Here is an 11538-nt window from a genome sequence, read left to right on the forward strand (position 1 = left end):
TTATAGGTGATATTTCTAAAGCCTCCATTGTCAATAACGATGCCAAATTGCTGTTTTTGAAAAAATAATTTGTGACAGTACAATAGCGGAGTACAAAAATCAAAACATAAAATTTACGGGACTATTTCGAATCTTTTCGACGTCGGCGTATTATTTTTTGCCAAAATGAGAGCTTATTATCATCTTCTCCATAATAGCTGCCCGATTTTCCGTAATAATTGTAACCGTATTTATAACTATATCCATAACCTTTTGAAGCATAATAAGATGCAGGGGCTAAGGTCGCGTACAGGTCATCTTTGTAAAAATCATTCACAATAACTCCCACCGATTTAAGATTAAATTCTTCGGTCATTTGGTCGGCAAGCAAATAGGCTTCTTTACTTGAGTAGAGCCAGCGAATGATAAAAATAACCAAATCGCTTTTTTTAAGAAGCGGTATATTGTCGGAAACAAGGCCAATGGGGGCAGTATCTACCAACACATAATCATATTGGTTTTGCGCATTATTAATCAGGTTCTCAAAGCGCTTATTTTGAATAAGTTCGGTAGGGTTAAAGGGGACAGGGCCAGAAGTAATATAGTCGAGCCTTTCAATGACTGAATGTTGGACTATTTTCTGATAGTCATCCACCTTTCCTGCAAGATAGCTACTGAGCCCCACTTTATTGTTATTGTTGAAAAAACGGTGGATTTTGGAGCGACGCAAATCAGAGCCAACAATGAGTACTTTTTTGCCGACTTTGGTTAGAGAGGTTGCCAAATTCAGAGTGACAAATGATTTCCCTTCTCCTGAAAGTTCGGAAGTGATTACCAATAATTTCCCCTTATTGTCGGCAGTATCGGCCAAAAAACTAAGATTGGTCCGAATGCTGTTGATAGATTCCGAGAAAAGAGAGCGATTTTCTAAAAAACGCAAAAGGTCTTTTTCGTTGTTATGAATTTTTTCGGGGTATCGTTGAATAAGCCCCAGAAGATTGACTCGTTCGTTTTGCCCTATTTTGGTAATTTCTGTAAATTTATTGTTGAGAAAACGCACTAAAAAGATAGAGCCCACGCCGACAATTAATCCCAAAATAAGGCAAACCATAAAAATACGCACACCTTGTGGGTAAATCTTGTAAGCATAAGTTCGATTCAAAACCGTAAAAGAGGGAAGCATTCCTGCTTTTACAATGGAGGTCTCAATTTCTTTATTGATGAGAAGAAGGTATATTTTTTCGTTGACATCCCGGTCATTTTGAAGGTAGCCCAATTCCCTCTCCACAGAAGGCAAGGTGTTCATTCGGCTTTTGAGCAAACTCAAATTCCGGTTAATGATGTTTAGCGTGCTTTCGTTTTTTTGACGCTGCACTTGAATGTTACTCAAAATCTGTTCCCGTATTCGCTCAATTTCATCGTCAGCGGCTTTGACAACGGGGTTGTTGACACTTAAATTTTTTCCGATGATAAACGCTTTTCTATCCAGAATTAAGCGGTTCAGGTCACCTACAAGTTTCAGAAGTACACCGTCACTGTTAACATCCAAGCCGATGCTGCCTACATTGATGGGCTCAAAGCGATTGGTAAGGCTTTGCTCCAGAAGATTGATGTAGGCTTTCTGAATTTCCAGCGTGTTTTTTTGAGTTTCAAAGCTTGTCATTTGTCCTATGACATCATTCATGGACACTTGCAGATTGGGAACAGACTTTCGTTGTTTGTAAATTTCTAATTGCGAAGAAGCTTTCTGCAAAGCAGAAGAATAAATTTTGATTTGTTCCTGAATAAAGTTGATGGTAAGGTTGGATGAACGCTTCTTTTGGCCTAAGTTGTATTCTTCATACGACTCAATGAGTCTTTGCAAAAAATCCTGAGTAAATCTCTGATTATTATACGTAAACGAGACATTCAGGATGGGTAGGTTCTGCTCTTCTTCTGCCACGTGAATTTGGTCATCCAGCGAACTCCTGATTTCGTTGAGGTCATTGTAGATAAAAAGATAATCCTGCGACAGCCGCTCTACTGAATTTATACTGAAAGACAGACCGGTAACCGAAACAAGGGTGTCTTTAGAAAGGTCAAATTTCAAGACTTCAGTTTCGTCTTCTGTTTTATAGGTAATAATTCCATTTTTTTTGATTTCGAACAGGCCGTATCTATACTTTCCCGCATCGTAAGAGATGATTTGAGCCGTAAACGGTTGGTAGGGATAGACGTCTTCGCGTCGAAAAGTAGATTCTTGGTAAAAAGTAAAAGGATAGTTCAACTTTTTGATGGCACTGTTAATCACTTCTTCCGATTGAATAACGAATCGTTCTGTGAGGTATTCCTGAGCTGCTGCGTCAGGTTGAATCAACTGATTTAGCTCATCCAATTCAGTTTGCTTTTCGTTATAACGCAACACTACATCGGCCACATAACGGGGATTGGCAATCTGTAGAAAAATGAAGCATCCGCCTAATGTTAATACCAACGCTCCCACTACCCAATACCAACGGCTCCATAGTACTTTAAATATGCGCTTGATGTCAATATCAGCGGATATTTCTGTGTGTCTATCCTGCGTTTTATTCCAATTTACATTTTGCATATAAGCGGCTGCCTGATTTTTTACTCCAAATGGTTGAGCAAAGGTAATTGTTGTAATTTGTCAAAGTGTGGATTCTTGGCCAATTCATTCAATTTTTGCAAATGACGAAGTCCGTGTGCGTCGCTTCCTACGGCATCAATGTAATCAGTGTCCAGCAGTTGGAAGGCCGCCCGACGCTCTGCCGAGCCATAATGTCCCGTAAGAGATAATAGATTTAATTGAAAACAAACTCCGCGATTTTTCCATTTCCCCCACTCTTGAGGTTTACCGTGCCAGTAGCGATATCGTTCGGGATGGGCCAAAAGCGGCGTATATCCCTTACGCTGCAATTTTTCTACCAGCTTTGTGGCCCATAAGATAGGCGATTGCATCGGAAATTCAAACAGTATATACTGATTTTCGATGGGTAAAAGTTGGTCTTGTTCAATTAATTGCAGAAAATTTTCATCCGCAAAATACTCGGCCGAGGCTTCGAGTACTAAAGGCAATTGATGAGCTGTAATCAGATGTTGCACTTTGCTTTGTGCTTCGATGATAGACTCCTTGGTGTTTTTGAAATAATCGGCTCGTACGTGAGGAGTGGCAACAATTTTTTTTATTCCCAATCGTACGTACTCTTGCAGCATTTCTAAACTTTGTTCTGCGTTCTGAGAGCCATCATCTATTCCGGGAAGCACATGAGAATGCCAATCACTTTCGATAGATTCCAACAGAAAAGGTACACTGGGAATGGAGGATTTGGATTTGAAAAATGAAAACATGATTTAACGAAAAGCTAAGTATAGGCTTAATACAACGGCCAATGCGTTGAGTCCAATAGCTATTGGAGATAAGATACTGGCTACGCGTTGGTTTTTGATAGTACGAAGACTACCCTTAGACGGGGGGATAAACACATAGTCACCGTCAAAGACAGGGATGTTGGCTATGGCAGGGTCTCCCAGGTTTCGGATGTCAAAATTTACTTCCTGTTGGATTCCGGAACGAGTGCGAATGAGTTTGATGGTACGATCGGCACTGCCAAAGTCAATGCCGCCCGAGAGCGCGATGACTTCACCAAGCGTGAGTTTTTCATTTTCAAGTGTAATCATCCCCTGTCGAGCTACTGATCCAAGTACCCTAATACGGAGATTGATAATGTCTATGTCGAAAACCGGGTTATTTATCAGGTTTTGATACCGTTTTTCAATTTCAGCCACGGTTTCCGCTTTCGATAATCCTGCTACTTTTACTCTTCCCACCTGCGGAAGAATGATTTGCCCAAGTCGGTCAACGGTCGTTAAATAGAACGCGGCACTTCCAGCCTGCCCCGATGCCATAGGAGAGGTTCCTACGCTGAGATTGCCAGCTTGAGGATAAATGGTTTCCAGGGCATTCAGGCTTCTGATTTGAAGGCGGTCACCAGGTTTGATTCGATAAGTGGTTGTATCTAAGGGTACTACAAAACGACTGGTGATAATCGTTTCGGAAACTTTTGTACTGTCAGGGGTATTTTTTTGTGCCCAAATTTGAGTACAAACTAAAAAGAATAAGAGAATGAAACGCATAGCAGAAAAGTTGAAGAGGATTAACCTCGAAACAAAAATACGTAAATTGCCCGCTCGACCAAAATACGCGCGGAATGCTGAAACCTTTCTATAATCAATCGCTCATCGAAGCAGGCCTTGACGAAGTAGGTCGGGGCTGCTTAGCCGGACCTGTGGTGGCGGCGGCAGTGATATTGCCTAAAGATTACAAAAATTCGTTATTGAATGACTCTAAGCAGCTTACCAAAGCTCAGAGAAATCAAATCCGTACTGAGATTATGGAATTTGCTTTGTCTTGGGCAGTTGCCGAAGTGTCTAACGAAGAAATAGATAAAATCAACATTCTGAATGCCAGTTTTTTGGCCATGCACCGTGCCATTGACCAATTATTGATTATTCCGGAACATTTGCTGGTCGACGGCAATCGTTTTACGCCTTATCCCTTTGTTCCTCATACGTGTATCGTCAAAGGAGATGCCAAATTTATGAGCATTGCAGCGGCATCTGTGTTGGCCAAAACCTACCGCGATGACCTGATGGAGCGTTTAGCCGTTGAGTTTTCTCATTATGGCTGGGAGCAAAATGCGGGCTATCCTACGGCTTTGCACCGAGCCGGTATACGCGAATTTGGCACCTGCCGTCATCATCGGATGTCTTTTCGATTGTTGTGACGATACGCCTGTATGTATAAAAATCTATTTTTCTGAGCCCCCTTTGTGCCTATGTGGTTAGGAAGCAGTACCTTTGCGGAAAATTCTTCTAAAATCGTAATTTGTATAATCCAAAATCGTACACCCAATGGTTTCTACCACGATTGCCCGCGATACCCAAATTTTTGATTTAATCGCCAAAGAACACCACCGCCAAGAATCCGGTATTGAGCTGATTGCTTCCGAAAACTTCACTTCTCCGCAAGTAATGGAGGCACAAGGCAGTGTATTGACCAACAAATACGCTGAAGGCTTACCGGGCAAACGTTACTACGGTGGCTGTGAGGTAGTGGATCAAATTGAGCAGATAGCCATTGATCGCCTTAAAGAATTGTTTGGCGCTACTTGGGCAAACGTGCAGCCTCACTCCGGTGCCCAGGCAAATACGGCCGTGTTTTTGGCTTGCCTGCAACCCGGTGATAAAATTTTAGGTTTCAACTTGGCACACGGCGGTCACTTGACCCACGGTTCGCCCGTTAATATTTCGGGTAAATACTTCCAACCGTTTTTCTACGGAGTAGAGCAGGAAACTGGGCTCATTGATTGGAATAAAGTAGAAGAAACGGCGTTGAAAGAACGTCCTAAGATGATTATCTGCGGTGCTTCCGCTTACAGTCGCGATTGGGATTATGTTCGCTTACGGGCCATTGCCGACCAAATCGGCGCCGTACTTTTGGCCGATATTTCACACCCCGCAGGTCTGATTGCTAAAGGTTTATTGAATGACCCCTTGGAGCATTGCCACATCGTAACCACTACTACTCACAAAACCCTTCGCGGGCCGCGCGGTGGAGTCATTATGTTGCGGAATGATTTTGAAAATCCATTCGGCATTAAAACTCTAAAAGGCGAGATTCGTATGATGTCGTCGTTGTTGGATTCGGGTGTGTTCCCGGGTACTCAAGGCGGACCTTTGGAGCACGTAATCGCTGCCAAAGCAGTTGCTTTTGGTGAAGCCCTCACCGACGATTATCACGATTATGCCGTACAACTACGCAAAAATGCCCACGCAATGGCACAGGCATTTGTAGATAAAGGTTATAAAATTATCTCGGGTGGAACTGACAATCACCTGATGTTGATTGATTTAAGCACAAAAGGCTTAACTGGTAAATTGGCCGAAAACACCCTTATCAAGGCAGATATTACGGTTAATAAAAATATGGTTCCGTTTGATACCAAATCGCCAATGGTTACTTCGGGAATGCGCGTAGGAACTCCTGCCATGACGACCCGTGGCCTCAAAGAAGCTGATATGGAACGTATCGTAGATTTGATGGATACTGTATTGATGAACGCCGAAAATGACGCTAAAATTGAAGCGGTAAAACAGGAAGTAAACAATTGGATGGCTGAAGTGCCTCTTTATAAGTAATACGTTTACGGTTGGTAGTTTAGGGTTTACAGGTTATCTTAACAACTGTAAACCCTAAGCTTAAAAACAGTAAACCGAACCCTCAATTATTCTTCTCCAGTAACTTTACCAATACCCCAAAATCCTTAGGATAAGGAGCTTCCACTGTGATGGGGTCACCATTCATTAACTTAAAAGTTAGCGAATAGGCATGGAGTGCCACTCGGTGCATAATGGGTAATTCGTCGGTCTCCTGTTTCAGTTTGTAATCTTTCTTCAACTCCGACAAATAAATATCTTTTCCGCCATAAGTGGGGTCACAGACGATAGGGGCTTTCAGGCATTGTAAATGAACGCGAATCTGGTGCATACGTCCCGTGATGGGCAGACATTCTACCAACGTATGTTTCTTGAAAGCTTTCAACGTAAAGAATATCGTTTCAGCCGCCTTACCTTTTTGACGGTCTATTTTTACGGCCGTGCCATCTTTGAGAGGAGCGATGGGCAAAAACACAGAAATACTGTCGAAATCATGAACGCCGTTGGCTACGGCATGGTAGCGTTTGGTAACTTCGCGGTGTTCAAACTGCATAGCTAAGTGCCGATACGCTTCCGGATTTTTTGCAATGGCCAATACACCCGAAGTTTCTTTGTCCAAACGGTGAGCTACCTGAGCGTCAAAACTATACTCCTTGGCCATTCGTAAGATACTCACCGATTTGTCGGCGGTTCGCTCGTTGATGGTGGCAACGTGCGGAGGTTTATTGATAACGATGTAGTCTTCGTTCTCAAATAGAATTAAATCTTTAAAATTAACTTTAATCATTAAGCGCTACGCTTGATTTCAGTCAAGCTGTTTTTGTGTTTATAAAACCTTTATTCGGTTATTTATCACAAAATTAGCCTTTTATTTCACGACTTGCTAACGCCGGCCTCAAAAGGCAGGTCTATCAAAACCTGTTTTAACGGGGCATTTTGAAGGGACAAATTGGCTTTTTCACCGTAAAGCAGTCGAAGTTTATGTTGAATACTTTGAAGGCCATAGCCACCATTGATAGGTTCGGGAAACAACGGGCCATTGTCGTGAACGGCAATTTTTAACAAATCCCTGTCTTGGGTAATTCGTATTTCTACAATACCCCGGTCTGCAATTTTGGCAATCCCGTGTTTAATGGCATTTTCTACGATAGGCTGAATCAAAAAACGGGGAATTTGGGCATTTTTCAGCGCCTCATCTTTTACGATAATCCGAAACGACAGGCGGTCGCCAAAACGAACCTGCTCAATTTCCAGATAAGTGGCTACCATTTCCAATTCATTGGCCAGCGTATCATAATAATCAGCGGTTTTGTTGGTAACGTAACGGAACAGTTTCGACATCAACAGGGTCATTTGCTCCGCTTTATCGGGGTCAAGATGCACTAAACTGGCAATGCTGTTGAGAGAATTGTACAAAAAATGGGGATTGATTTTGGCCTGTAAGGCATCCAATTCAGCTTTCGTTTTTAATTTTTCCAAGTCCACGAGCTGAAACTCCTGCTCCGTGATTTTGCGAGTCAGTTGGTTTCCCTGTTTTTGGAAGTAATGAAAAACGTTGGCAACAAAAAGCGGAGAAAGTGCATATACATACCAAACCGCATTGTTAGTGCTTTGGTCGGGGTATTTTTTGATGAGTTCTTCAATTAAAAAGCGCCCATATTGAAAGAAAGCAAGCGTGGTTTGGGCCATGTATTCAAAAAATATGATCACTGATAAAACAGCATGTTGTACCAATGAAGATTTAAACCAACGCTCCAAAGGGCCTGATAACCAGTTGGTAATCACAACGGTAGAAATTCCGCCAATAACGTTATTGATGACAATGTACTGATTGAAGTTTCGGAAGGCAGGCTCTTCCGCCGTGAGGATTTGATTGGTAAAATAAACGATACCGCTGACGCCGTAAAAAATGAACGTGCCAATCAAAATGCCGATAATCGTGCCAAACCAACCGGTACGGTACAGAAAATGAGTAAGAGACGCAAAGCGATTGATGGGATTTTGTCCTTTTCCTGTAAAACTAAAATCGGCATCCGTCATCTGAGCATTGGTCAAATTAGCTCGTTCTAAAGAAGAAAAACGGAGGTTAGCATTGGTCAAGTCCGCATTTTCAAAGTTAGCATCGTCTATGTCAGAAAAACTAAGGTCGGCATTTCTCAGAATCGAATTGCTGAAATTGACGTGCGATAAATCCGAAAAACGAAAATCGGCGCCGGTTAAGTCTAAACCACTCAAATCCAACCCTTCCAAGTTAGACAGTCGAAAGTTGACTTTGGCCGCATTAAGTCGTTCGCGAACCTTTTCACGAGAGGGCGATTTCATACCGGTTATTTCTCACTGTTTTATCCATTCAAAAGTAAGTCTTAAGAAAACTCAAGTCGATCGTTTTTGGGCAAAATTGTGATGAAGCGGAGTGAATAAAGCCAAAGGTCTGACCAAAACGGAATCCCTAAAATTCTTCTTCTTTTTGGTCAGTACGGGGAATATCAGTTTTGCCAATATTATTAATGGAATTGATGATTCCCGAACCTTCGCGGCGTTCGACCAAATTATAATACTGAAATACTATTGCCACCAGCACCAGCGATTGCACCAACATAGAACCAATGGTTGAAATGACTCCACCTATTGTCATCCAAATGTCATTCATGCCATCGCCGATTTTGAAAAATGACGACAGTGTAACAATGAGCGTAGGTATCTGAAACACGTACCCAATGATGCTCGAAATAATTCCTACGATAATCAGTAGGCCAAAAGTTGACCACCATTTGTCTTTAATTAAGTAAAAACAGCGTCGGAAGGTATCTCCCAAATCAAGATTTTCGCGCATCATCACCATGTACATAAAAGAAAGTGAAACGCCTACATAGATGCCGGGTATAAGAAAAAACAAGGTGGCTATCAATACAAAAATAAACGTAACGATAGTGTAGCCAATTCCTTTTCCAATGTAATTTTTGAGGCGATTCCAGACAATTTCGGGCGTTATATTTCGGTTTCCCTCTTCGTATTCAAGCATGTAGGCATTGACCACTAAGGTGGACGCCACACTCGCAATGACTACAAAAACAGTAAAAATAAGCACAGAACCTCCCATTTCATAAACGCTTGAAAAGGGAAAGTCGCTGCCGGAATCGCCGCTCAGGATTTTTTTCTGAATTCCCAGCATGTTGGATTGGTACGAACCCATGAAAAAACCGCCAATCAAAGAAGGTGGACCGGCAATGTACAACAGTGCCAACATCAAAGGTTTGAAGTTTTGTATAACAAACTCGAAAGTAACGTTAATTTTTTGACCAAAGTCACGCTGTTGGAGAAGGACGATAGGAGGCTTCATAGAGGATTGGCAGTTAAATTTTGTTTATGTAGTTTTATGGGGTAGAATACAAAATACCAAATGATAAAAGCCGCTGAAACTAAAATAATACCGCTGCTAATGACGGGAGGCAGCGTAAGGCGAGTTATAAAACTTTCTAAAAAACCTGCCATAACAAAAATAGGTACGAGCCCAATGACGATTTTCATCCCCTTTTTTGCTCCCTGTTTAAAAGATTCAAGGCGGCTGTAGGTACGAGGAAAAAGCAAACTGTGACCCATGACCAACCCCGCAGCACCCGCAATGACGATGGCCGAAATTTCGAGTGTACCATGAATCCAGATTTTCAGGATAGAGGCCAGTAATAAACCTTTTCCGTAAAAAAAATACTGAAAGGAACCGAGCATTACGCCGTTTTGGAACAGGATTCCGATGGTTCCAAATGAAAACAGGATACCCATCACAAAAGCAACAAACGAGACTTTAACGTTGTTGACTGTGATTTGCAGAAACATATCGGCCTGTCCCGCACCGCCATAAATCGCCAAAGGGTCTCCTTTTTTGATATTTTCAAGTGTTTGGTTGACGTAGCTGTCACCCATGATGAGTCGTACAAAGGTATCGTCGTTGGCAGCAGAAACCCAGCCTAAAATGCACGCTCCAAAGAAAAACAGAGATGCGTACAGCAACTTAAATCGGGCTTCGTACATCAACAAAGGCAATTCTAATCTCCAAAAATTAGCAATTCGGTTACGGTCTTCCTTTCGGTTGGCAACCAGTTTTTGGTGAAACTGCGAAGCAACTCCGTTGAGATAACGTGTGACGGTGGCTTTTGGATAAAAAGTTCGCGCGTAAGAGAGGTCATCAGTGAGTTCAATAAACCGTTCCGTGAGTTGATCGGCATCGTGAGTCGGAGTGGATTCGTATTCTTCCCACTTTTTGGTATTACGTTTAACAAAAACAGCCTCTTTCATTATAAATGAGTGAATGAAGGAATGATTGAATGAGCGAATTCTCTATTTTGCGCAAAAGTTATAAAAAACTATCCACTCATTCGTTAATTCGCTCAATCACTCATTTAAAATTATGTCCGTCCGCATACAAACTTCTCAAAATGTTGAATTGGAATACGAGCCGGCCAGCATCGGCGATCGTATTCTGGCCACTATCCTTGACCGCCTGATTTACCTGGGTTGGGTATTGTTTTTGATTTTGATATATACTTTATTCAAGCTAAGCGGCGATTTGAGTGTATTCGTCATTATTTTGACTATTGCTTTGCCCATTATGCTCTATCCGATTCTGACCGAATATTTTTTGAACGGACAAACCTTGGGCAAACGCGCCATGAACATCCGTGTGGTGTTGCTTAATGGAAATCAGCCTACATTAGGAGCGTATATTTTGCGTTGGTTATTAATTATAATTGATACCGAAATTCTTACCCCCTTAGTGGCGATTATTACCATTGCGGCCAACGGCAAAGGGCAGCGCGTGGGGGATATTGCCGCAGGAACTACCGTTATCAAGACAATTAAACGAGTAAATCTAAGTCAGGTGACATATCAATCACTTCCGGAAGATTATCGAGTTACTTATTCAGAAGCCTCTCAACTAAATGACCGTGACATCGAAACCATTCGACAGGTTTTACGAAATAGAAATGAGGAGTTGGTGGAGCGTACTGCGGAAAAAGTGTCCAGAGTATTGGGAATTACAAATGTAGCCGAGCCGCGCCTATTTTTGTTGACCATTATCAATGATTATGCACACTTAGCCGCTAAAGATGCAGAATAAACTTAAAATCGATTTATGCTTTTCATCCAAGACCTCATTCAAGAGTATCCGTCGTATGTAGAAATTCCTGTTCAGTGGGGCGATATGGACGCTATGGGGTGTAGGACAAGTTTGTCATGCTGCCATTTTTATTTGACTGACTAATTTGCCCCACTCATCATTTTTTAACGCAATTCTTAGATTGACTACTTGTTGAGCACCTTTTAGCGTCCACCTTTGTCCAG

At 42.0% G+C, this 11538-nt stretch carries 10 protein-coding genes; 3 read left to right on the forward strand and 7 right to left on the reverse strand.

Annotated elements, in window-relative coordinates; all coding sequences use genetic code 11:
* Positions 1-121 precede the first annotated feature (121 nt).
* From Q0081_RS15365 to Q0081_RS15375, 3 genes are read right to left on the reverse strand one after another with little or no spacing between them, the layout of a single operon-like run.
* Positions 122-2569, reverse strand: coding sequence for a tyrosine-protein kinase family protein (locus Q0081_RS15365; RefSeq protein ID WP_298354989.1), 2448 nt, complete (start codon positions 2567-2569; stop codon positions 122-124).
* A gap of 20 nt (positions 2570-2589) precedes the next feature.
* Positions 2590-3330 (reverse strand): tyrosine-protein phosphatase, encoded by a 741-nt coding sequence (locus Q0081_RS15370; protein WP_298354991.1) that lies wholly within the window; start codon positions 3328-3330, stop codon positions 2590-2592.
* Between the two features lie 3 nt (positions 3331-3333).
* Positions 3334-4116 (reverse strand): polysaccharide biosynthesis/export family protein, encoded by a 783-nt coding sequence (locus Q0081_RS15375; RefSeq protein ID WP_298354993.1) that lies wholly within the window; start codon positions 4114-4116, stop codon positions 3334-3336.
* A 74-nt stretch (positions 4117-4190) separates the two neighbouring features.
* Between Q0081_RS15375 and Q0081_RS15380 the strand changes: the two genes are divergently transcribed.
* Both Q0081_RS15380 and glyA read left to right on the forward strand, forming a co-directional pair.
* Positions 4191-4766 (forward strand): ribonuclease HII, encoded by a 576-nt coding sequence (locus tag Q0081_RS15380; RefSeq protein WP_298354995.1) that lies wholly within the window; start codon positions 4191-4193, stop codon positions 4764-4766.
* A gap of 127 nt (positions 4767-4893) precedes the next feature.
* Positions 4894-6180: a serine hydroxymethyltransferase gene (glyA, locus tag Q0081_RS15385; RefSeq protein WP_298354997.1), complete on the forward strand. Its 1287-nt coding sequence runs from the start codon at positions 4894-4896 to the stop codon at positions 6178-6180.
* Positions 6181-6262: 82 nt separating this feature from the next.
* Here the strand turns inward: glyA and Q0081_RS15390 are convergent, their stop codons facing one another.
* From Q0081_RS15390 to Q0081_RS15405, 4 genes are all read right to left on the reverse strand, one after another.
* Positions 6263-6982: an RluA family pseudouridine synthase gene (locus Q0081_RS15390; RefSeq protein WP_298355007.1), complete on the reverse strand. Its 720-nt coding sequence runs from the start codon at positions 6980-6982 to the stop codon at positions 6263-6265.
* An 89-nt stretch (positions 6983-7071) separates the two neighbouring features.
* Positions 7072-8520: a histidine kinase gene (locus Q0081_RS15395; RefSeq protein ID WP_298354999.1), complete on the reverse strand. Its 1449-nt coding sequence runs from the start codon at positions 8518-8520 to the stop codon at positions 7072-7074.
* Positions 8521-8647: 127 nt separating this feature from the next.
* The gene (locus Q0081_RS15400) at positions 8648-9538 is read right to left on the reverse strand and encodes a hypothetical protein (RefSeq protein ID WP_298355001.1); all 891 of its coding nucleotides are present in this window, start codon (positions 9536-9538) and stop codon (positions 8648-8650) included.
* Positions 9535-10491 (reverse strand): stage II sporulation protein M, encoded by a 957-nt coding sequence (locus Q0081_RS15405; protein WP_298355003.1) that lies wholly within the window; start codon positions 10489-10491, stop codon positions 9535-9537. The genes Q0081_RS15400 and Q0081_RS15405 overlap by 4 nt, the downstream gene beginning before the upstream one ends.
* 112 nt (positions 10492-10603) lie before the next feature.
* Here Q0081_RS15405 and Q0081_RS15410 point away from each other — a divergent pair, with 112 nt between their 5' ends.
* Positions 10604-11314, forward strand: coding sequence for an RDD family protein (locus Q0081_RS15410; RefSeq protein ID WP_298355005.1), 711 nt, complete (start codon positions 10604-10606; stop codon positions 11312-11314).
* The last annotated feature ends 224 nt before the right edge of the window (positions 11315-11538 follow it).

Origin of the sequence: Runella sp. (assembly GCF_027484545.1) — a bacterium.
In the GTDB taxonomy this organism is placed as follows: Bacteria; Bacteroidota; Bacteroidia; order Cytophagales; family Spirosomataceae; genus Runella.

What these genes read in the sequence shown, in the direction of transcription:
- Q0081_RS15395 (WP_298354999.1), bottom strand. Translation starts at nt 8,520, where the DNA reads ATGAAATCGCCCTCTCGTGAAAAGGTTCGCGAACGACTTAATGCGGCC.
- glyA (WP_298354997.1), top strand. Translation starts at nt 4,894, where the DNA reads ATGGTTTCTACCACGATTGCCCGCGATACCCAAATTTTTGATTTAATC.
- Q0081_RS15405 (WP_298355003.1), bottom strand. Translation starts at nt 10,491, where the DNA reads ATGAAAGAGGCTGTTTTTGTTAAACGTAATACCAAAAAGTGGGAAGAA.
- Q0081_RS15380 (WP_298354995.1), top strand. Translation starts at nt 4,191, where the DNA reads ATGCTGAAACCTTTCTATAATCAATCGCTCATCGAAGCAGGCCTTGAC.
- Q0081_RS15375 (WP_298354993.1), bottom strand. Translation starts at nt 4,116, where the DNA reads ATGCGTTTCATTCTCTTATTCTTTTTAGTTTGTACTCAAATTTGGGCA.
- Q0081_RS15410 (WP_298355005.1), top strand. Translation starts at nt 10,604, where the DNA reads ATGTCCGTCCGCATACAAACTTCTCAAAATGTTGAATTGGAATACGAG.
- Q0081_RS15370 (WP_298354991.1), bottom strand. Translation starts at nt 3,330, where the DNA reads ATGTTTTCATTTTTCAAATCCAAATCCTCCATTCCCAGTGTACCTTTT.
- Q0081_RS15400 (WP_298355001.1), bottom strand. Translation starts at nt 9,538, where the DNA reads ATGAAGCCTCCTATCGTCCTTCTCCAACAGCGTGACTTTGGTCAAAAA.
- Q0081_RS15365 (WP_298354989.1), bottom strand. Translation starts at nt 2,569, where the DNA reads ATGCAAAATGTAAATTGGAATAAAACGCAGGATAGACACACAGAAATA.